At 67.4% G+C, this 20,630-nt stretch carries 16 protein-coding genes; 5 read left to right on the top strand and 11 right to left on the bottom strand.

Annotation, left to right across the window (positions count from 1 at the left end; all coding sequences use genetic code 11):
* Positions 1-69: 69 nt before the first annotated feature.
* From ACAM57_RS17915 to ACAM57_RS17925, 3 genes are read right to left on the bottom strand one after another with little or no spacing between them, the layout of a single operon-like run.
* Positions 70-1,308, bottom strand: a complete 1,239-nt coding sequence (locus tag ACAM57_RS17915) for a TIGR03862 family flavoprotein (protein WP_369658355.1) — start codon at positions 1,306-1,308, stop codon at positions 70-72.
* Entirely contained in the window at positions 1,305-4,565 is a 3,261-nt protein-coding gene (locus tag ACAM57_RS17920; RefSeq protein WP_369658356.1) for a UvrD-helicase domain-containing protein, read from the bottom strand. The genes ACAM57_RS17915 and ACAM57_RS17920 overlap by 4 nt, the downstream gene beginning before the upstream one ends.
* On the bottom strand, positions 4,562-7,159 hold the full coding sequence (locus ACAM57_RS17925) for a PD-(D/E)XK nuclease family protein (RefSeq protein WP_369658357.1): 2,598 nt from the start codon (positions 7,157-7,159) through the stop codon (positions 4,562-4,564). Before ACAM57_RS17925 ends, ACAM57_RS17920 begins: the two co-directional genes overlap by 4 nt.
* A 150-nt stretch (positions 7,160-7,309) precedes the next feature.
* Here ACAM57_RS17925 and trxA point away from each other — a divergent pair, with 150 nt between their 5' ends.
* Positions 7,310-7,642: a thioredoxin TrxA gene (gene trxA, locus ACAM57_RS17930; RefSeq protein ID WP_093431992.1), complete on the top strand. Its 333-nt coding sequence runs from the start codon at positions 7,310-7,312 to the stop codon at positions 7,640-7,642.
* Positions 7,643-7,829: 187 nt separating this feature from the next.
* On the top strand, positions 7,830-9,095 hold the full coding sequence (rho, locus tag ACAM57_RS17935; RefSeq protein WP_126019051.1) for a transcription termination factor Rho: 1,266 nt from the start codon (positions 7,830-7,832) through the stop codon (positions 9,093-9,095).
* A gap of 132 nt (positions 9,096-9,227) precedes the next feature.
* Here rho and ACAM57_RS17940 read toward each other — a convergent pair whose 3' ends face one another.
* Positions 9,228-10,286, bottom strand: coding sequence for an oxidoreductase (locus ACAM57_RS17940; RefSeq protein ID WP_369658358.1), 1,059 nt, complete (start codon positions 10,284-10,286; stop codon positions 9,228-9,230).
* Between the two features lie 183 nt (positions 10,287-10,469).
* On the opposite strand from ACAM57_RS17940, the gene ACAM57_RS17945 reads away from it, so the two are divergent.
* The 3 genes from ACAM57_RS17945 (at position 10,470) to ACAM57_RS17955 (ending at position 13,898) form a co-directional block, all read left to right on the top strand.
* Complete coding sequence (locus ACAM57_RS17945; RefSeq protein ID WP_126019047.1) at positions 10,470-10,739, top strand: type B 50S ribosomal protein L31; 270 nt, start codon at positions 10,470-10,472, stop codon at positions 10,737-10,739.
* A gap of 79 nt (positions 10,740-10,818) precedes the next feature.
* Entirely contained in the window at positions 10,819-12,558 is a 1,740-nt protein-coding gene (locus ACAM57_RS17950) for a hypothetical protein (protein WP_369658359.1), read from the top strand.
* Positions 12,555-13,898 (top strand): MATE family efflux transporter, encoded by a 1,344-nt coding sequence (locus tag ACAM57_RS17955; RefSeq protein ID WP_369658360.1) that lies wholly within the window; start codon positions 12,555-12,557, stop codon positions 13,896-13,898. Before ACAM57_RS17950 ends, ACAM57_RS17955 begins: the two co-directional genes overlap by 4 nt.
* Before the next feature lie 28 nt (positions 13,899-13,926).
* Here ACAM57_RS17955 and phoR read toward each other — a convergent pair whose 3' ends face one another.
* The 7 genes from phoR to pstS are packed head-to-tail and all read right to left on the bottom strand — an operon-like array spanning position 13,927 to position 20,578.
* Positions 13,927-15,264 carry a phosphate regulon sensor histidine kinase PhoR gene (phoR, locus tag ACAM57_RS17960; RefSeq protein ID WP_369658361.1) on the bottom strand — a complete coding sequence of 446 codons (1,338 nt, stop codon included), beginning with the start codon at positions 15,262-15,264 and terminating at the stop codon, positions 13,927-13,929.
* A gap of 44 nt (positions 15,265-15,308) precedes the next feature.
* Positions 15,309-16,001 carry a phosphate regulon transcriptional regulator PhoB gene (gene phoB, locus ACAM57_RS17965; protein ID WP_007836652.1) on the bottom strand — a complete coding sequence of 231 codons (693 nt, stop codon included), beginning with the start codon at positions 15,999-16,001 and terminating at the stop codon, positions 15,309-15,311.
* A 27-nt stretch (positions 16,002-16,028) separates the two neighbouring features.
* Entirely contained in the window at positions 16,029-16,730 is a 702-nt protein-coding gene (gene phoU / locus ACAM57_RS17970) for a phosphate signaling complex protein PhoU (protein WP_126019038.1), read from the bottom strand.
* A gap of 19 nt (positions 16,731-16,749) precedes the next feature.
* The gene (gene pstB, locus ACAM57_RS17975) at positions 16,750-17,529 is read right to left on the bottom strand and encodes a phosphate ABC transporter ATP-binding protein PstB (protein WP_021007056.1); all 780 of its coding nucleotides are present in this window, start codon (positions 17,527-17,529) and stop codon (positions 16,750-16,752) included.
* A gap of 20 nt (positions 17,530-17,549) precedes the next feature.
* A complete protein-coding gene (gene pstA, locus ACAM57_RS17980; RefSeq protein WP_019653049.1) occupies positions 17,550-18,434 on the bottom strand; it encodes a phosphate ABC transporter permease PstA in 885 nt (294 codons plus the stop codon).
* The gene (gene pstC / locus ACAM57_RS17985) at positions 18,431-19,513 is read right to left on the bottom strand and encodes a phosphate ABC transporter permease subunit PstC (RefSeq protein WP_126019034.1); all 1,083 of its coding nucleotides are present in this window, start codon (positions 19,511-19,513) and stop codon (positions 18,431-18,433) included. Before pstC ends, pstA begins: the two co-directional genes overlap by 4 nt.
* A gap of 30 nt (positions 19,514-19,543) precedes the next feature.
* The gene (pstS, locus tag ACAM57_RS17990; protein WP_184638461.1) at positions 19,544-20,578 is read right to left on the bottom strand and encodes a phosphate ABC transporter substrate-binding protein PstS; all 1,035 of its coding nucleotides are present in this window, start codon (positions 20,576-20,578) and stop codon (positions 19,544-19,546) included.
* Positions 20,579-20,630: the final 52 nt, after the last annotated feature.

The raw sequence follows: 20,630 nt of genomic DNA on the forward strand, positions 1-20,630 counted from the left end.
TCCATGCGAAATGAAACGGGGCCCGCACAAACAAATCTCCAGCGAAAAAGTTTCAGCGATGCCAGGCCCTCAAAGGCCGAGCCGCTGGATCGCGCCGCGCGCCGCCATCGCGCCGCTGGCCATCGATGCCGTCAGCAAATAGCCACCGGTAGGCGCTTCCCAATCGAGCATTTCCCCAGCCGCGAACACGCCCGGCAGCGCCTTCGACATGAGCTGGGCATCCAGCGCGTCGAAGCGCACGCCACCTGCCGTGCTGATGGCCTCGTCGATCGGCCGCGCCGCCACGAGCTTCAACGGCACTGCCTTGATGGTCGCCGCAAGCTGCTGCGGGTCGTGCATCGCCTCGCGGCTCAGGGCTTCGTGCAGCACGCCGGCCTTGATGCCCTCCAGACCGAGCCTGCTCTTGAGGTGGCTGCTGAGCGAACGCGCACCGCGCGGATGCTTGACGGCAGCCAGCACCTGCTCGGCACTGCGATCGGGCAACAGGTCGAGCAGCAGCGTGGCGCTCCCTTTTTCGGCGATCTCGTCGCGCAGCAGGGCCGAGGCCGCATAGATCAGGCTGCCCTCGATGCCGGTGGCAGTCGCGACGAATTCGCCCTTGCGCGCGAACTGCCGGCCGTGGCTGTCGGTGAACGAGGTCGCGACCGACTTGAATGGCTGGCCTGCGAAGCGGCTGGAGAAATGCTCGCTCCAGCCCGAGCCGTCGAAGCCGCAGTTGGCCGGCTCGAGCGGAGCCACATCCACGCCCTTCGCCTGCAACCATGGCACCCATGCACCGTCAGACCCGAGCCGCGCCCAGCTCGCTCCACCCAGCGCCAGCACAACGGCATCGGCGCTGGCAATAACTTCGCCGGCCGGTGTGGTGAATCGCAGCGATGCCGGGTCGAAGGCCCCCTCTCCCACCCACCGATGCCGCATGTGGAACTGCACTCCAGCCGCGCGCAGCCGATGCAGCCACGCACGCAGCAGCGGCGCGGCCTTCATGTCGGTCGGAAACACGCGCCCCGAAGTGCCCACGAAAGTCTCGATGCCCAGGCCGCTCGCCCATTCACGCACCTGCTGCGGCCCGAACTGCACGAGCATCGGCTCCAGTTGCGCACGGCGCTCGCCGAATCGGCTCACGAACGCGTCGAAAGGCTCGGAGTGCGTGAGGTTCAGTCCACCACGGCCGGCCAGCAAAAACTTGCGGCCCACCGAGGGCATCGCGTCGTAGACGTGCACTTGCGCGCCGGACGCGCTCAGTATTTCAGCCGCCATCAGGCCGGCGGGTCCGCCGCCGATGACGGCGACGGTCGGGGAAACAGTCATTCGAGATTCACCAGTTCGCCCTGCCCGGTGAGGAACGCGACACGCACGGTGGCACCGGGATAGGCATGTTGCACTGCCGCGCGATAGCGCTGCATCTGTGCGATCAGCGCGGCATCCCGTTCGGGGCGTGCCGCGGATTTGTAGTCGAGCACCCACCACACGCCGCTGCCGCGCTCGCGCACCAGCCTGTCGATGCGCAGGGTCTCGCCTTCGTGCACCAGCGTGACCTCATTGCCATGCCAGTCGACCCTGCGATCGTCCCACACCCAGGCACCCTCGCCCGCGCGGATGCGGTGGGCGAGCGCCGCGGCGCCGCGCGCCTGCTGCGCATCGAGCAGGAATTCGCGGGCGGCGGCTCGTACATGGGCGGCCGCCAGTGGCTCGCCCGGCACGGCCCATTCGAGCAGCCGGTGCATGGCCTGCCCGAAGGCGGCGGCGCGCGCGTCGACCGTGGTGGTGACAGCCTTTTTCGCGGACGGCTGCTCGGCAGGCTCCGGCGCCTGCGGCATGCGCTTCATTGCAAAGCTGCCCGACCCGGCTTCGGTCGGCAGCGCGACCAGCGGCTCGTCGGCCTCGGTGGGCTCGCACAGCGGCTGCAGGCGCGACCACCAGCTGCCTTCGTTGGCGCGTGCCGGCTTCACCGACGAGAGCACCAGCCGCTCGCGCGCCCGCGTGACGGCGACGTAGAGGCCGTTGAGCTCCTCGCGATGGCGCGCGCGCTGCTCTTCCTCGAGCAGCGTGACGGCGCACGCCGGCGGCGTCTTCTCGCTCGCGAGAAAGATGAAGCGCGTAGGTGCGCTGTCGCTGCCCTTCCACTCGACCAGCACGCCCATGGTCTGGGCGCGCGGCGGAGGGGCGTCGCAGTCGAGCATGAGCACGGTGTCGGCCTCCAGCCCCTTGGCGCCGTGCACGGTCAGCAGCTGCACGGCCTCGGGCGCGGTCACGGTCGGCGCCCGCACGCCGCCTGCGCGCAACGCACGCACCAGCGCATAGGGCGTTGCGAAACGTGCGCCATCGATGTCCAGCGAGGCCGACAGCACGCCGCGCAGGTTGGCCAGCGCGCCCTGCCGCATCGCGGCCGGCACGGCGGCGCCAAACTTCGCGAGCAGGTCGCCATCGTGGAAGATCGCGTCGAGTGCGTCGTGGGGGGGCAGCGTCATTAGCCAGCGCTGCCACCGCTTGAGCTGGACGCCCGCCTCGACGAGCACCGGCGGCAGGCTCTCGTCCTTCTGAATCAGCGAGAACCAGCTCACGGGGCCACGCTCGCGCTGGCGCAGCGCGAGCTGCACCAGGGCATCGTCGCCGATGCCGAACACCGGCGACTTCAGCGCCCTGGCCAGCGAAAGATCGTGCGCGGGCGACACCAGCGCGTCGATCAGCGCGACCACGTCCTGCACCTCGGGTGCGTCGTACAGATCGTTCTTCTCGGGCTGCTGCACGGGAATGTGGCGCTGGCGCAGCGCCTCCTGCATGGCCGAGAGCCGGCTGCGCCTGCGCGCCAGCACCATGATGCGGCTGGGCTGCGTGCCATCGGCGATGCGCTGCGCCACCCAGCGTGCGGCCTGCTCGCATTCCTTCTGCAGCAGCTGCTCCTCGGGCAGCACGCGCGGCGTGATGAGGCTGTCGCGCCAGCGCAGCATGCCGTCGTCGGCCGGCGCCGCCTCGGCCGTGTCGCCGAACGCGTCGCGGTCGATGGCCGGCAGACGCAGCAGCTCGCCGTCGTCGCGGCGCTCGGTGGTGTGGGCGCGATACCCGTCGAACTCGCCGGCCTCCTGAGCCGCCAGCATTGCCGCGTTGACCAGCCCGACCACCGACTGCGCGTTGCGGTGCGTGTGGTCGCAGTTCAGCAGCTCGCCGTCGAGCCCCTCGCGCACGAACTTCTTCGCGGCGATGAACACCTGCGGCTCGGCGCGGCGGAAGCGGTAGATGCTCTGCTTCGGGTCGCCCACGATAAACACGCGCGGCGCGCGGCCCTGCGCACCGGTGTAGGCGCTGAGCCAGCCGTAGAGCGCCTGCCACTGCAGCGGGTTGGTGTCCTGGAACTCGTCGATCAGCAGGTGCGCGATGCGCGCGTCGAGGCGCTCCTGCACCCAGCCCGAGAGCGCCGACTGGCCCAGCAGCAGCTGGGCCGCCTGCTCGACGTCGTTCATGTCGACCCAGCCGTGGGCTCGCTTCACGTCGGCGAAGGCGGCTATCAGCAGGCGCGTGAGGCGCGTCATGCGCTGCTGGTAGAGCCAGGCGGCGTGCTGGGCCTGCGCGGCGCACAGCACCTGCAGCTCGGCCTCGGCCTCCTGCGCGGCGGGGAATTTCTGCAGGTTCTTGTTGAGGCGGTCTTCCGTCGCCACGAAGAAGTTCTTGCGCAGATGGGCAAGGGCAGCCACCAGCGCATCGCCGGCCGGCTCGCCAGTGCCGAACACGTCGATGATGGCTTCGGCGGCCTTCTGCGGCGTCTTGTTGCTCTCGCGGCCCAGCGCCGCGGCGCGGTCGAGCCAGCGGCGGCGGACCTGTTCGCCGCTCAGGGCCTCGGTCGGCTCGTCCAACCCTTCGAGCGCCGGGTACATCGCGCTGAAGTGCTGTACGGCGTTCTCCGCATCGGCCAGCGAGAACTCGACGCGCTTCGACAACGCCTCGCCCAGCGCCTTGGCCGTCTGCGAGCGGCCGTGCGTGGCGACGACGGCGTAATAGTCGGCCAGCGCCTGCCTGTCGGCGGTCACGGCCTCGAAGAAGGGACGCCACGTGCGGCTGCGTGCCTCGGCGTCGTCTTCAAGCAGCTCGTAGTTCGACGGCAGGCCCAGCTCGCGCAGCACCGCGAGCGGCGCATTGCGCAGAAGGCCCGCAAACCAGGCGTGGAAGGTGCGGAACTGCACCGGCCGGCCGCCTTCGAGCAGGCGCCGGTAGAGGCCCTTGAGGCGCGGGACCGCAGCCGATGCGGCCGCCGGCGCCATGCCGCGCATCACCAACTGGGCGACCAGCTCTTCCTGCGGGCGTTCGGCGAAATCTTCCAGCCACTGGTCGAGGCGCTCGCGCATCTCGCCCGCGGCCTTCTTCGTGAAGGTGATGGCCAGGATCTCGTGCGGCTCGCAGGCGGCATCGCCCTCCTCGAGCAGCGCGCGCAGGATGCGCGAAACCAGCATCCAGGTCTTGCCGGCGCCGGCACAGGCCTCGACCGCGACCGAGCGGCGCGGATCGCAGGCGACGGTGTAGAAGGCCTCGCGCGTGACGTGCCGGCCGTTGTGTTCGTAGGCTGCGCCGTTCATTGCGTGTCGCCTCCGGTGGCTTCGACGCCCGGCGGCGGTGCGGCTTCGTCCCAGAAGTCCTTGCGGCACAGGCCGCGCGCGGCGCAGTAGTCGCAGACGGCGCCCTCGCCCAGCGGCGGCAGCGCCGCGCCCTGCCCGATGCGCCTGAAGTCCTCGATGATGCCGGCCACCAGCGCATCGCGCGCCTCGACCACGGCAGGCTGCTCGACGGTCTGCGTGCCGGCGGCCTTCTCGCCCACGTTCACGTAGGCCGCGCGCAGCGTGTCGTCGGCCACCAGCGCGGCGTAGAAGGCCAGCTGGGTATCTTCGGTGGGGTCCTTCACGCGCTCCTTGCTGACGGTGGCGGACTCAGTCTTGTAGTCGATCACGAAGGCCTGGCCGTCGGGCATGCGGTCGATGCGGTCGAGCCGGCCGATCAGGCGCAGGTCGCCCAGCGCCTGCTCCTTCCAGGGCTCGGATTCGGCGAAGACGGCGCCGGCCGCCTCATGCCCCGTGAGCCAGGCCAGGTAGCCGTCGCGCACGGCGGGCCATGCGGCGGCAAAGGGCAGGAATTCGGCATCGGAAAGCCCGAGCTCCTGCGTGGAGCGACGGGCCGCCTCCTCGATGAGGGCGACGCGCTCCTGCGCATCCTGTGTCGGGGCTTCGGCCAGTGCCTCGTGGAAATGGCCGAGCACGGCATGCAGCCAGTTGCCGAAGTCGCGCTTGTCGACCTCGGCATCGAGTTCGTCGGCGCTACGCAGGCCCAGCTGGCGCAGCGCGAAGAAGCGATAGGGACAGCGGCGCAGGTCCTCGTACACGCTGGTGGAGATGTTCTGCAGCGGCAGGAGCGCGCCGGAGGGCGTCGGGTATCCGGTCGGCCTGAGGGCCACCTCGCGTGGCGTACGCGGGTCGGCCGAGGGCTGCAGCGCGTGGTCGAGCTGCAGCGCCTGCACCAGCGGACTGGGCCGCACGGGCTCGCCGCTGGCGTCGGAATGGCGCCAGATCAGCTCGCACGAGGGGTTGTGCAGGGCCGCGGCCCAGGCCGCGCGCTGGGCGGCTTCGAGCGCTTCGCGCGAAGGCAGGCCCAGTTCGAGGCGCTGGGCGGCGCTCCAGTTGCCGGGAGGTTCGGGCGATGCGGGCAGGCGGCGGTCGTCGCAGCCCGGGATGACCACGGCGCCGAAAGAGCGGCCCAGCAACTGGTAGAGCGGCAGCACCACGACCCGGGGAGCCTGGTCGCCTGCCGGGGGCACGAAGCTGGCGTCCTCCAGCACGTCTCGGACCCAGGCAGTGAACTCGGCCAGGGTGTGGCGGCCGCCGGGGAATTCGTCTTCATCGTCGCCGTGCGCGCCGGCGTCGAGCCACAGCGCACCGATCACCTTGCCGCCGGCCAGGTCTTCCTCGAGCAGGCTCCACTGGCCGCTGGCTTCCAGCAGCTCGCGCAGCGCGCGCAGCCATTCGGCCAGCGGGCGCGCGCGGGCCATGGGCGCACGGCGGGCCTCGATGGCCTCGGTGAAGACGAGCAGCGCGGTGTCTTTCGACTTCTCGCTACGGGCCATCAGGGCGCACCAGGTCGACCAGTCGCGCATCGCCTCCTGCCGCAGGCGGGCCTCGAGCGAATGGACGATCGGCGAATCGCCATCGACACTGCTCTTGAGCCATTCGAGCACCTGGTCGCTGGTGGCGTCGTGGGCGCAGGCGCGCAACGCGCTCATCAGCGTGGCGGCGGCGCGGGTGGTCGAGAGCTTCCAGCCCGTTTCGTCGTGCGTGATGACACCCTGCGCGCTCAGCTGGGCGCTGATGCGGCGCGTGAGCGCGCGATCGGTCGCCACCAGCGCGACGGGGGCGCGCTCTTCGGCGAGATGGCGCAGCACGCAGGCAGCGGCAAGCTCGGCCTCGTCCTCAGGGTCGAGAGCGACGTGGGAGGCGCAGATCCGGGTGGCTTCGCCCGAAGGCACGAGCGACAGATGGAGGGCGTGGTCGCCCCACAGCTTGCAGAGCGACTGCGCGAGCGGGTCGGCCTGGAATCCTTCGAGCACGATCAGTGCATCGACATGGGCGCGCGTGGATTCGCGCTGGAGCACGTCGGTGGCGTAGCCAGAAGTGGAGGTCCACGCGACGGCGATGCGGATCAGCGCGCTTTCGATGCGGAACCACTCCGACTCGCTGCCGGCATCGGCCACGCTCGCGGCACGCTGCGCCCACTCGCCCCCCCGCTCTTCTGGCGTCACTGCAGCCGAAAGAGGACCGAGTTGATAGGCGAGCTCGACGACGCGGCCGGCCAGGGAGAAGCGCTCGGCATGGAAGCCCGCCTGCGACAGCAGCGCCTGGGCGGTGACCAGGTCGCGCGCCATGTCGTGGGCGATGTCGTAGCCCGTCGGCACGAAGCCGCCAGCGCTTCGGGCCCAGTTGTGGGTGGTTTCGAAGCGCGGCACGAAGCCGGGGCTGCCGCAGCGCGCCCACATGGCGCGCGCCACGCCCATCAGCTGCGCATAGGGCACCAGCACCACGGTGCGGGCGGCGTGCAACTGGCGTTCGGCGAGCGCGCGGACGATCCGCGCGACGATGCCGTCGGCTGGATCGCACCACAGGGCCTGCACAGGGTGGCCTTCGTTCATTGGTTCCATCGAGGGGTTGGAGAGCGCATCGCGCAAGGGCTTTGGCTATCGCCGCCATAGCGTCTCCGCGCGGAACGCCACCCCTTGGTTTCTGTCACAATGACCAGCACTTTAGCTGCACCGAAACTCTCTGCGCACAAGGATTCACACATGGCCAGCGAACTCATCAAACACATCTCCGATTCCTCCTTCGAGGCCGACGTGCTCAAGTCCAGCCAGCCCGTTCTGGTCGACTACTGGGCCGAATGGTGCGGCCCCTGCAAGATGATCGCCCCCATCCTGGACGAAGTGTCGGCTGCATATGAAGGCAAGCTGCAGATCGCCAAGCTGAACGTGGACGAGAACCGCGACATCCCCGCCAAGTTCGGCATCCGCGGCATCCCCACCCTGATGCTGTTCAAGGACGGCCAGCTGGCCGCCACCAAGGTCGGCGCGATGAGCAAGGCTCAACTCACGGCCTTCATCGACCAGCAACTCGCCTGAGCGACATTTCAACCGGCCAGCGCGCAATGCGTTGGCCGGCGCGTTTTTCCTGTCATAATCTCCTCCAGTTCACCGGTCCTTCTGCATAGAGGCAACCGGTTCGAGTTCCCCGGTTGGTGAAGCACTTCTCGCTTCACGTTCAACCTCCCCCCGTTTCCAGTTCGATTACCCCGCGAGGGGTCATTCCATGCACTTAAACGAACTCAAGGCACTCCACGTGTCTGAAGTCCTCAAGCAGGCTGAAGCGCTTGAGATCGAAAACGTCGGCCGCATGCGCAAGCAGGAGCTGATGTTCGCGATCATCAAGAAGCGCGCCAAGGCCGGCGAACAGGTCTTCGCCGATGGCGTGCTCGAAATACTGCCCGACGGCTTCGGCTTCCTGCGCAGCCCCGACACCAGCTTCACGGCCAGCACGGACGATATCTACATCTCGCCCAGCCAGGTGCGCCGCTTCAACCTGCACACCGGCGACATGATCGAAGGCGAGGTGCGCACGCCCAAGGACGGCGAGCGCTACTTCGCGCTGACCAAGCTCGACAAGGTCAACAACGGCCCGCCGGAGCAGAACAAGCACAAGGTGATGTTCGAGAACCTGACGCCGCTGTTCCCCAAGGAGCAGATGAAGCTCGAGCGCGACGGCATCAAGGGCGACGAGAACATCACGGGCCGCATCATCGACATCATCGCCCCCATCGGCAAAGGCCAGCGCGCCCTGCTCGTGGCGCCGCCCAAGAGCGGCAAGACGGTGATGATGCAGCACATCGCCCACGCCATCAGCGCCAACTACCCCGACGTCCACATGATGGTGCTGCTCGTCGACGAGCGCCCTGAAGAAGTGACCGAAATGCAGCGCACGGTGAAGGGCGAGGTCATTGCCTCGACCTTCGACGAGCCTGCCGCGCGCCACGTGCATGTGGCTGAAATGGTGATCGAGCGCGCCAAGCGCCTGGTCGAGCTCAAGAAGGACGTGGTGATCCTGCTCGACTCCATTACCCGCCTCGCCCGCGCCTACAACAACGTCGTGCCCTCGTCGGGCAAGGTGCTGACCGGCGGTGTCGACTCCAACGCGCTGCAGCGCCCCAAGCGCTTCCTGGGCGCCGCGCGCAACGTCGAGGAAGGCGGCTCGCTGACCATCATCGGCACCGCGCTGATCGACACCGGCAGCCGCATGGACGAAGTGATCTTCGAAGAGTTCAAGGGCACCGGCAACTCCGAAATCCACCTCGACCGTCGCCTGTACGAAAAGCGCGTGTTCCCCTCGATCCAGCTCAACCGCAGCGGCACCCGTCGCGAAGAACTGCTGCTGGCCCCCGAGATCCTGCAGAAGACCCGCATCCTGCGCCAGCTCATGTACAACATGGACGAGATCGAGTCGATGGAGCTGATGCTCAAGAACATGAAGGCGACGAAGACCAATGTCGAGTTCTTCGACATGATGCGTCGCGGCGGGTAGCTGTTGCTCGCCCCCAGGCTGCGCGCACTTCGTGTCGCTACGCCTACCCCCTACCGGGGGCGGTGCCTACTGACCGGCAAAGCCGGATCAGTGGCACCCCACGAATGAATGCCCGCCTTGTGCGGGCATTTTTCATGTGCGAATCGCTCGGCCCTCCAAGGCGCTTTGGCGGCCGAGGTCGAGCAGCTCCATCAGTGCGACAGCCTGATCGGGTGGTACCGGATTGGGTCCGTGACCCAGGATGGCATCGCGAACCGCGGCGTAGTAGTCGACGTAGTTGCCGGCCCGCGTGGGAATGCTCCGCTTGGTGAAGGTCCCGCCGGGTCCGGCCAGCGAAAGCTGTCCGTCCAGCGGATCGTCGCCCCACCCTACGGCGGGCGGCCGCTGCCCGGCGCGCAGCGCATCTTCCTGGGTATCGACGCCGTGCTTGACGTAGCTTCCGAGCGTGCCGTGGACGATGTAGCGCGGCGCCGCATGAGCCGCCAGCGTCGTCGAATGAAGCACCACGCGCAGCGGTGCGTGCGGCCCGGACTCGTATCGCAGCACGGCATGGAAGTAGTCCTCGACCACGGCGCCGTCGCGCAGCACGGCAGTGTCGAGCTGGATCGTGTCGGGACGGCCGAAAAGCTGCACCGCCTGATCGACCAGATGGGAGCCCAGGTCGACCCAGAGGCCGGAGCCGGGCACTGCCTGTTCGCGCCAGCGCTCCTTCACTTCGGGACGGAAGCGGTCGAAATGGGACTCCAGGTACACGGGGCGGCCCAGTTCGCCGGACGCAAGGACATCCTTGAGAGTCAGGTAATCGGAGTCGAAGCGACGGTTCTGGTAGACCGCGAGAAGCCGATCGTTGCGCTTTGACAACAGTTCGAGCTCCCTCGCCTCGGCCACGTCGAGTGTGAAGGGTTTGTCGACCACCACGTGCTTGCCAGCCTCCAGCGCCGCCTTGGCGACCGGATGGTGCTGGGCGTTGGGCGTGGCGACCACGATCAGGTCGATGTCCGGACGGGCCACGAGGGCGGCCACGTCCGGCACCACCGCCACGCCGGGCCAGTCGGCATGTACCTTGTGGGGCTGCGAACTGGCCACGGCCGCAAGTTCCAGCCCCGGAACGGCCGAAAGAACGGGCGCGTGGAAGGTCTGGCCGGCAAATCCGTAGCCGACGAGGCCCGCGCGCAAGGGTGTGGAAGTCATTGGGGAGCCTTCGGTTTGCTCGAAAATGGGGCAGTATGCGATAATCGCTGGCTTCGCGAAAAGTGCGGTCAGGCAGCTTCGCCTGGCTCCTCGGGTTTCCTCCGAGGCAGCGCGCCACTCTAGGCACGCTGGTGGCTCTCGCATCGACCGCGCATTGATTCCAAAAGCGCAAAAGGAAACACCATGGCAAAAGAAGGCATCCACCCGAATTACCGCGAAGTCCTGTTCGTCGACATGTCGAACGGCTTCAAGTTCGTGACCCGTTCGTGCGCGAACACCAAGGAAATGGGCACGACCGACGACGGTCGCGAACTGCCGCTGTTCAAGCTCGACACCACGAGCGAATCGCACCCGTTCTACACCGGCACGCAGAAGTCGGTCGACAACATGGGCGGCCGCGTCGAGAAGTTCCGCAACCGCTTCGGCAAGACCACCGGCGCCGCCTCGAAGTAAGGTACGCGCTTTTGCGTCGAGGGCAGCCCGGTTTACCGCGCTGCCCTTTTTCTTTCCCAATCCTGCCTCTTCCCGCCACTTGAACCAGCCCACCCCCGCGATCGTTGCCCAGAGCGCCGTGCGCCGGCTGCCGCGCATCGCATTGCTGCTGCTCTGTGCGGCTTACCTGCTGCCGGGGCTGGTCGGCCGGGGCCCCTGGAAGAGCGCGGACATCACGGCCTTCGGCTACATGGCCGAGCTGGCCCGCAGCACCGACGGCATCGCGCGCTGGTTCGATCCGATGCTGCTGGGCCTGCGACCGGAAACACCGGCGCTGATTCCGTACTGGATCGGCGCCCTGGCCATCAAGATCGCCCCCGCATGGATCAACCCGGACCTGGCCGTTCGCGTCGCGTTCGCATTCCTGCTCTGGGGCACCTTCACGGCCACCTGGTACGCCGTCTATTACCTGGCCCGCACCGCGCGCGCCCAGCCCGTGGCCTTTGCCTTCGGCGGCGAGGCCCGGCCTACCGATTACGCGCGCGCCATCGCCGACGGCGGCCTGCTGGCACTGATCGCCTGCCTCGGCCTCGCCCAGCTCGGCCACGAAACCACGCCCGCGCTGGCCCAGCTCTTCTTCGCCTCGCATCTTTTCTATGGCGTGGCTGCGCTGCCCTATCGCCGCAACGGCCCGGTGATCGCACTGGCGGTCGGCACCATCGGCATCACGTTGAGCGGTGCACCCACGGTCGGGCTCGCACTGGCCATCGGCAGCGTGCTCTACGTCGCCTACGAACGCCGGCTCGCCGCGCAATCCGCCAGCGAAGACTTCGTCGACGACGAAAGCAGCGGCCCCGGCTACACGCGGGCTGCGCTGTTCACGATGATCGGCATCACCGCGCTGGCGGCGGTGCTGGTGTTCAGCCTGAAGCTGCCGACCTGGAAGATCACCGTGATCGGCAACACCCTGCTGGGCGACGTGCGCAGCCAGGCCAAGCTGCTGGTCTGGTTCACCTGGCCGGTCTGGCCGCTGGCCATCTGGACGCTCTGGCGCTGGCGGCGACAGCTCACGGCGCGCCATGTCGCCCTGCCTTTCTGGTTCGCGCTGGTGCCGCTGGCCGCCACCTGGAGCACCGACTACTCCGACCGCTCGCTGCTGCTGGCCCTGCCCGCCTTCGCCACGCTCGCGGCATTCGCCCTGCCCACCTTCCGGCGCAGCGCCTCGGCGCTGATCGACTGGTTCAACGTGCTGTTCTTCAGCGGTCTCGCCGTGCTGGGCTGGATCTACTGGATCGCCATGCAGACGGGCGTGCCGCCCAAGCCCGCAGCCAGCGTCGCGCGACTGGTGCCTGGCTTCGTGCCCGAGTTCTCGCCCATTGCCGTGGTCCTCGCCGTGGCAGCGACCATTGCCTGGTGCTGGCTGGTGCGCTGGCGCACGGGACGGCACCGCGCCGCCCTCTGGAAGACGCTGGTGCTGCCGGCCGGCGGCACGGCCCTGTGCTGGATGCTGCTGATGACCCTGTGGCTGCCGCCGATCGACTATGCGCGCAGCTACGTCCCGCAGATCCGCGCCGTGGCCGAACGCGTGGGCCAGCCTCGCTGCATCGCGGAACTGGCACTGAGCCGTCCGCACATCGCGGCACTGCGCCATCACGGCAACTTCAACGTGCAGCCGCTGCTGCTGGGCACCGACTGCCCGTGGCTGCTGGTGAGCCCTGACACGATCGAGCGCCTGCACACCATCATTCCGTTCGACCAGTGGCGCTTCGCCGGCACGCTGCGCCGACCGAGCAGCGCCGCTGACGACCTCCTGCTCTACCAGAAGATCACGCCGCAGTGAGGAGCGAGCGGGCTCTGATCGCGCGGCACGCGGGCACGGTGCTCGTCGGCCAATTGGCCGTGATGGCCTTCGGCGTGACCGACACCATCATCGCGGGCCGCTACTCCGAGCACGCGTTGGCTGCGCTGTCGGTCGGCGCCGCGGTCTTCGTGAGCGTCTACGTGTCGCTGATGGGCGTTCTGCAGGCGCTTTTGCCGGTCTGGGCCGAGTTGCACGGCGGCGGGCGCGGCAGCGAGGTGGGGCGTTCTGTGCGGCAGTCGCTGTACCTTGCGGTCATCGCCATCGTGGTCGGCATGACGATCCTGCTGCTGCCGGGCTCCGTCCTGCAGTGGACCCAGGTGCCGGCGGAGATGCGCGGCGAGGTCGAGGCCTACCTTGCCGTGCTGGCTTTCGCGCTGGCGCCCGCCCTGCTCTTCCGCCTGTTCAGCACGCTGAACCAGAGCCTGGGCAGGCCCCAGCTCGTGACGTGGCTGCAACTGGGCTCGCTGCTGGTGAAGCTACCCCTGTCGATCTGGTTCACCTTCGGCGGCGCGGGCCTGCCGGCCATGGGCCTCGTGGGCTGCGGCTGGGCCACGCTGTGCGTGAACTGGACCATGCTCGGCTGCGCCATCTGGCTGCTGCGCAACCAGCCTTTCTATGCCGACTACGGACTCTGGAAGCGCATCGAGGCGCCCGACTGGCAGCAGATCCGCAAGTTCGCCCGGCTCGGCGTGCCGGGCGGGCTGGCGGTGCTGGTCGAAGTCACGTCGTTCACGCTGATGGCCCTCTTCATCGCCCGCCTCGGCACCGCCGCTGCGGCCTCGCACCAGATCGCATCGAACCTGCTGGCCGTGGCCTACATGACGCCGCTGTCCCTGGGCATCGCGACCAGCGCCCGCATGAGTTTCTGGCTCGGTGCCGGTAACGCAGCCAAGGCGCGGCACGCCTGTCGCCTGGGCTTCGAGCTGACGGCCCTGTGCGCGCTCTTCTATGCCGCGGCCATGGCCTTGCTGCGCGACCAGCTCGCCAATGTGTACTCCGACAACCCCGCCGTGATCGCGATGGCGGGCGCGCTGCTGCTGGCGGTGGCTGCATACCACGTCGCCGACGCGGTGCAGACCCTCTGCGTGTTCGTGCTGCGCTGCTACCGGGTCACGCTGGCGCCGCTGGTCATCTACTGCACGATGCTGTGGGGAGTGGGCCTGGGCGGCAGCTATCTGCTCGCATACCGCGGCCTTGGGCCTTGGGCAGCCATGCAGTCGCCCCTGGCGTTCTGGATCATGAGCGCCGCGGCTCTGGCCCTGACCGCCCTGCTGTTCGGCGTGCTGCTGCGCTGGACGATGGGTCAGCGCGCAAGATAAAGAGACTAAAGAGACGAGGCCCGAAGGCCTACTTCGCCATCACGCGTGCTTCCCGCACACGTGCCGCCGGGAACACCAGCGCGAAGCGGGAGCCCTTGCCCACCATGCTTTCGATGCGCAGCTCCGCGCCGTGCCGCTGGGCGATGTGCTTGACGATCGCCAGCCCCAGCCCGGTGCCGCCGGTTTCGCGCGAGCGGCTGCGGTCGATGCGATAGAAGCGCTCGGTCAGCCGCGGGATGTGCTCCGCGGCAATGCCTGGGCCAGTGTCTTTCACGGCGTATTCGCCGCGCCCGTCGGGCAGCACCTTCCAGCTCACAGCCACCTCGCCGCCGCCGGGCGTGTAGCGGATGGCGTTGCTCAGCAGGTTCGACATCGCGCTCTGCAGTTCGGTCGGCGCGCCCGACACCTCCGACTCGGCATCCACGACGAACGACAACTGGTGCCCCTTGGGCGTCAGCCGTTCCGACAGTCCGCGCCCCTCGTCCTCGCACTGCGCGAACAGCGCGCGGATGCGGATCCACTGGCTGCCGGACGGCGGCGCGCTGCCTTCGAGGCGCGACAGCGTCAGCAGGTCGTTCACCAGCGTCTCCATGCGATGCGACTGCTGCCCCATCAGCGACAGATAGCGCGCGCGCTCGTCCGCATCGAGTGGCAGGTTCTGCAGGGTCTCGACGAAGCCCGCCAGCACCGTCAGCGGCGTGCGGATCTCGTGCGACACGTTCGCCACGAAATCGCGGCGCATCGCCTCGGCCTGCTCGAGCGCGGTGATGTCGCGCGTGAGCAGCATGCGGCGATTGCCGGCATAGGGGTGCACCTGCACGGAGAGCCTGACCGGATGGCTGCGCTGGTGCCCATGCCCCAGCCCCGGGCCGTCGATGACGACGTCGCGGCTGTAGTTCCAGGACGCAAGGTATGCGACGAAAGCTGGATCGCGCACCAGATTCGCCAGATGCTGTGCCAGATCGCGCTCCGCATCGATGCCGAACTGGCTGGCCGCCGTCTGGTTGCACCATTCGATGCGGCCCTGCTCGTCGAGCAGCACCACGCCGTTGGGCGATGCCTGGATGGCCGCGAGGAACTCCTGCAGGCGGTCTTCGGCCTGCCGGGTCTGCTGCTCGCGGTCGCGCAGCAGCTTGCGGATGCGCTCGGCGAGTTCGCCCCAGACACCCGGCCAGCGAGACGGCAGGCCGGCGGCGTCGTTGCGCAGGATGCGCAGCAGCCGGTCGGCGCGCCATGCATCCAGCGCCAGCCAGAGCACAGAACCAAGCCAGGCCCCCAGCCAGCCGAACTTCCAGCCAAAAATGGCAACAGCGCCCGCTCCTACTGCAAGGGACGCTATTAAAAAAGTAGCAATGCGGAAAGGCATGGCGGGCGATTATCCGCGCCCGCGGCCAAAGGAAGCCACGGCGCTCAAACCGTGACTTGGGCGGTCAGGCGATAGCCCGCTCCGCGGACGGTCTCGACCATCGGCGCCGCCGCGCCCAGCGATTCACGCAGGCGCTTGACGTGCACGTCGACCGTGCGCTCCTCGATGTAGACGTGGTCGCCCCACACCTTGTCGAGCAGCTGTGCACGGCTGTGCACGCGCTCGGCATGCTGCATCAGGTAGGCCAGCAGCTTGAACTCGGTCGGGCCGACCTTCAGCGCGCCACCCTGCCAGGTCACGCGATGGGTGGAGGTGTCGAGGGCCAGCTCGCCGATCTCGACGCGCTCCGTGACCACTTCCGGCGCCCGGCGGCGCAGCACCGCGCGGATGCGGGCCAGCATCTCCTGGGTGGAGAACGGCTTGGTGATGTAGTCGTCGGCACCGGCATCGAGGCCGGCAACCTTGTCGGGTTCGTCGCCGCGCGCGGTCAGCATCAGGATCGGGATGGCCTTGGTGCGCGGGTCCTTGCGCCACTGGCGCGCGAGCTGCAGGCCGCTCTGGCCGGGCAGCATCCAGTCGAGCAGGATCAGATCCGGCAGGAAGGCGTCGATCTCTCGCTGGGCCGCGGCGCCATCTTCCGACCAGATCGGCTCGAAGCCGTTGTGGCGCAGGTTGACGGCGATCAGCTCGGCGATCGAGGACTCGTCTTCGACGATCAGGACTCGGGGTTTCTTCATGCTTTCTTGGGAGTCTTGCCGCAGCCGTTACTGCAGCGCGGACTCGATTTCCTGCATCGAAGTGTGCCGCACATCGGCACCCTTGACGATGTAGATGATGAATTCGGCGATGTTCTTCGCGTGGTCGCCGATGCGTTCGATGGCCTTGGCCAGGAACAGCAGGTCCAGGCTGGCCGAGATGGTGCGCGGGTCTTCCATCATGTAGGTGACCAGCTTGCGGACGAAACCGTCGAACTCCTTGTCGATCAGGTCGTCGTCCTTCAGGATCGACAGCGCCGCGGCGGTGTCGAGACGGGCGAAGGCGTCGAGCGCCTTGCGCAGCAGGCCCGCGGCGAGATCGGCGGCGATGCGCAGCTCGGTCGTGGGCAGCTGGCGGGCGGCGCCGCTCTCGATGATCGACTTGACCATGCGCGCGATCTTGTTGGCTTCGTCGCCCACGCGCTCGAGGTTGGCGGTGGTCTTGCTGATGGCGATCAGCAGGCGCAGGTCGCGTGCGGTCGGCTGGCGGCGCGCGATGATGGACGACAGCTCGCGGTCGATGTCGATTTCCATCGCATTGACGCGGTGCTCGGTTTCCATCACGCGATTGGCCGCTTCCGAGTCGAACTGCAGCAGCGCGTACACGGCCTGATTGATCTGCGACTCGACCATGCCGCCGAGCTCCATCACGCGAGACGAAACGCCGTTGAGCTCGCTGTCGAACTGGCTGGAGAGGTGTTTCTCGGTCATGTTGTTGTCTCCTTTGACTTCAACCGAAACGGCCGGTGATGTAGTCCTCGGTCTCCTTGCGCTGCGGCTTGAAGAACATCTGTTCGGTGGCACCGAACTCGATCAGGTCGCCGAGGTACATGTAGGCGGTGTAGTCGCTGCAGCGGGCGGCCTGCTGCATGTTGTGCGTGACGATGACCACTGTGTATTCGTTCTTGAGCTCGGCGATCAGCTCCTCGATCTTCGCGGTCGAGATCGGATCGAGCGCCGAGCAGGGCTCGTCGAGCAGCAGCACTTCGGGCTTGATCGCGATGCCGCGTGCGATGCACAGGCGCTGCTGCTGGCCGCCTGAGAGGCCCGAGCCGCTTTGCTGCAGCTTGTCGCGCACTTCGGTCCACAGCGCGGCCTTCTTCAGCGCCCATTCGACGCGGTCGTCCATCTCGCTGGCCGAAAGGTTCTCGAACAGCTTCACGCCGAAAGCGATGTTGTCGTAGATCGACATCGGGAACGGCGTGGGCTTCTGGAACACCATGCCGACCTTGGCGCGGATCAGCGCCACGTCCTGCTTTGAGGTCAGCAGGTTCTCGCCGTCGAGGGCGATGGTGCCCTCGGCGCGCTGCTCCGGATAGAGCTCGAACATGCGGTTGAAGGTACGCAGCAGGGTCGACTTGCCGCAGCCCGACGGGCCGATGAAGGCCGTGACCTTGTTCTCGGGGATTTCGAGATTGATGCCCTTGAGCGCGTGGAACTTGCCGTAGTAGAAGTTCAGGTCCTTGACCGAGATCTTCGAGCGCGACGGTTGTGCGACGGTGTTTGGCATGTTGTTGACTTCTTCCGGATTCAATGTTTGTTGCGCGTCAGTACCCGCGCCAGGATGTTGAGGGCAAGCACGGCAATCGTGATCAGGAACACGCCGGCCCATGCCAGCTGTTGCCAGTTCTCGTACGGGCTCATCGCGAACTTGAAGATCGTGACCGGCAGGCTGGCCATGGGCTGGCTCACGTCGGCGGTCCAGAACTGGTTGTTCAGCGCGGTGAAGAGCAGCGGCGCGGTTTCGCCGGCAATGCGCGCCACGGCCAGCAGCACACCGGTGACCACACCGGCGCGGGCGGCGCGCAGCGTGATGTTGGTGATGACGCGCCACTTCGGCGTGCCCAGCGCATAGGCAGCTTCGCGCAGGCCCGGCGGCACCAGCTGCAGCATGTTTTCGGTGGTGCGGATCACCACCGGGATCACGATCAGCGCCAGCGCGATGGCCCCGGCCAGACCCGAGAAGGTCTTGAAGTAGGCCACCACCACGGCATAGACGAACAGGCCGATCACGATCGACGGCGCGGACAGCAGGATGTCGTTGACGAAGCGCGTGACCGAAGAGAGCAGTCCCTTGGGGTTGTACTCGGCCAGGTAGATGCCGGCCATGATGCCGATCGGCGTGCCCACGAAGGTGGCCAGCATCACCATCACGAACGAGCCGAAGATCGCGTTCGCGATACCGCCCGCCTCGTTCGGCGGCGGCGTCATCTGCGTGAACGTGGCGATGGCCAGGCCGCCCACGCCCTGGCGCAGCGTCTCCCAGAGGATCCAGATCAGCCAGAACACGCCGAAGGCCATCGCGGCGAGCGACAGCGTGAGCGCGATCTTGTTGACGCGGTTGCGCGCGGCGAACTTGGCCTGGCGCGTTTCGGCCAGCGCCTTGGCCACGAGAAGGTTCTGGGCGGTGCTCACGACTTGGTTCCTTCGCTCTTCTTCATCTTGGCCAGCAGCATCTTGGAAAGCGACAGCACGACGAAGGTGATGAAGAACAGCACGAGGCCGAGATACATCAGCGCGGCCTGGTGCAGCCCCGCGCCGGCTTCGGCGAATTCGTTGGCGAGTGCCGAGGTGATGCTGTTCGCAGCCTCGAACACGGAAAGGGAGTTGAGCTGGTTCATGTTGCCGATCACGAACGTGACCGCCATCGTTTCACCCAGCGCCCGGCCGAGGCCGAGCATGATGCCGCCGATGACGCCAGCCTTGGTGTAGGGCAGCACCACCTTGGAGACGACTTCCCAGGTGGTGGAGCCGAGGCCGTAGGCCGACTCCTTCAGCAGCGGCGGTGTCACCTCGAACACGTCGCGCATCACCGAGGCGATGAACGGGATGATCATGATCGCGAGGATGATGCCGGCCGACAGGATGCCGATGCCCACGGGCGGGCCGGACACCAGCGCGCCGAGATACGGCACGTCGGAGAGCAGCTTCTGCAGCGGCTGCTGCACCCAGGTCGACAGGATCGGCCCGAACACCAGCAGGCCCCACATGCCGTACACGATGGAGGGCACCGCAGCCAGCAGCTCGATGGCCGTACCCAGCGGGCGCTTGAGCCAGCTGGGCGAGAGTTCGGTGAGGAAGAGCGCGATGCCGAAGCTCACCGGCACCGCGATCACCAGCGCGATGATCGAGGTGGCCAGCGTGCCGTAGATCATGACCAGGCCGCCGTACTCGTCCTTGACCGGGTCCCACACGCTGCTCGTGAGGAAGCCGAGACCGTACTTCGAAATGGCGGGCCAGGCGCCTGCAACCAGCGACAGCAGGATGCCGATGAGCATCGCCAGCGTCAGCAAGGCGGCGCCCTTGGCGGCCCAGCCGAACAGCCGGTCGGCCATGGGGCCGGAACGCGGCGCCTTCACAGGCGGCGGAGGTGCGGTGGCACGACCGCGCTCGGCCGCGAGGTCGAGAGAGGTGGTGGCGGCGGGAAAGGTGGATGACACGGGTCGCTCCGGCAAAGACGAAAGCGGCGCGTCCTCGAGCGAAGAATTGCTCATGGGCGCGCCGTTCTGGACTGATGGGTAGGTTTACTTGAACGCGACGGCCTTGCCCGACGAGTCCTTCACCTCGCCCCATGCCTTGGCGATGGTGGCCTTCACGGCGTCGGGCATCGGCACGTAGTCGAGCTCGTCGGCCGTCTTGTCGCCGCTCTTGTAGGCCCAGTCGAAGAACTTGAGCACGGTGGTCGCGTTGGCGGGCTTGTCCTGCACCTTGTGCATCAGGATGAAGGTGGCGCCGGTGATGGGCCATGCGTCCTTGCCAGCCTGGTTGGTCAGCACCTGGTAGAAGCTCTTGTTCCATTCGGCGCCGGCGGCGGCGGCCTTGAATGCCGAGTCGTCGGGCGACACGAAGGTGCCGGCGGCGTTCTGCATCTGGGCGTACGTCATCTTGTTCTGCTTGACGTAGGCATATTCGACGTAGCCGATCGAGTTCGGCAGGCGGTTCACGAAAGCGGCGACGCCTTCATTGCCCTTGCCACCCGCGCCGGTAGGCCAGTTCACGGCCGTACCTTCGCCGACCTTGGTCTTCCACTCGGCGTTGACCTTGCTCAGGTAGTTGGTGAACAGGAAGCTGGTACCCGAACCGTCGGCGCGGCGAACCGGGGCGATGGCGGCGTCGGGGAGGTTCAGCGAACCGTTCAGCGCCTTGATGGCGGGGTCGTTCCACTTGGTGATCTTGCCGAGGTAGATGTCGCCCAGGACCTGGCCGTTGAGCTTCAGCTCGCCGGGCTTCACGCCCTGGATGTTGACCACGGGAATCACGCCGCCGATGACGGTGGGGAACTGCATCAGGCCCTTGGCCTGGAGTTCGTCGTCCTTCAGGGGAGCATCCGAAGCGCCGAAATCGACGGTCTTGGCTTCGATCTGCTTGATGCCGGCACCCGAGCCGACCGACTGGTAGTTGATCTTGACGCCGGTGGCCTTGTTGAAGTCGGAAGCCCACTTGGCATACAGCGGCGCCGGGAAGCTGGCGCCGGCACCGGTCACGTCTTGCGCGAGGGCGGGAATGGAGAACACCGCGGCCACGAGACCGGCTGTTGCAAATTTGAACGTCGTTTTCATGAAGCTTCCTTTTAGAAGTAAGAAGTAGTCCCTTTCCGGGCTTGGGACGGAC

The sequence above is a fragment of the Variovorax sp. V15 genome, assembly GCF_041154425.1.
In the GTDB taxonomy this organism is placed as follows: Bacteria; Pseudomonadota; Gammaproteobacteria; order Burkholderiales; family Burkholderiaceae_C; genus Variovorax; species Variovorax guangxiensis.

Excerpts from the sequence above, each read along its gene's own strand:
- ACAM57_RS17915 (WP_369658355.1), bottom strand. The coding sequence starts at position 1,308 with ATGACTGTTTCCCCGACCGTCGCCGTCATCGGCGGCGGACCCGCCGGC.
- ACAM57_RS17920 (WP_369658356.1), bottom strand. The coding sequence starts at position 4,565 with ATGAACGGCGCAGCCTACGAACACAACGGCCGGCACGTCACGCGCGAG.
- ACAM57_RS17925 (WP_369658357.1), bottom strand. The coding sequence starts at position 7,159 with ATGAACGAAGGCCACCCTGTGCAGGCCCTGTGGTGCGATCCAGCCGAC.
- trxA (WP_093431992.1), top strand. The coding sequence starts at position 7,310 with ATGGCCAGCGAACTCATCAAACACATCTCCGATTCCTCCTTCGAGGCC.
- rho (WP_126019051.1), top strand. The coding sequence starts at position 7,830 with ATGCACTTAAACGAACTCAAGGCACTCCACGTGTCTGAAGTCCTCAAG.
- ACAM57_RS17940 (WP_369658358.1), bottom strand. The coding sequence starts at position 10,286 with ATGACTTCCACACCCTTGCGCGCGGGCCTCGTCGGCTACGGATTTGCC.
- ACAM57_RS17945 (WP_126019047.1), top strand. The coding sequence starts at position 10,470 with ATGGCAAAAGAAGGCATCCACCCGAATTACCGCGAAGTCCTGTTCGTC.
- phoR (WP_369658361.1), bottom strand. The coding sequence starts at position 15,264 with ATGCCTTTCCGCATTGCTACTTTTTTAATAGCGTCCCTTGCAGTAGGA.
- phoB (WP_007836652.1), bottom strand. The coding sequence starts at position 16,001 with ATGAAGAAACCCCGAGTCCTGATCGTCGAAGACGAGTCCTCGATCGCC.
- phoU (WP_126019038.1), bottom strand. The coding sequence starts at position 16,730 with ATGACCGAGAAACACCTCTCCAGCCAGTTCGACAGCGAGCTCAACGGC.
- pstB (WP_021007056.1), bottom strand. The coding sequence starts at position 17,529 with ATGCCAAACACCGTCGCACAACCGTCGCGCTCGAAGATCTCGGTCAAG.
- pstC (WP_126019034.1), bottom strand. The coding sequence starts at position 19,513 with ATGAGCAATTCTTCGCTCGAGGACGCGCCGCTTTCGTCTTTGCCGGAG.
- pstS (WP_184638461.1), bottom strand. The coding sequence starts at position 20,578 with ATGAAAACGACGTTCAAATTTGCAACAGCCGGTCTCGTGGCCGCGGTG.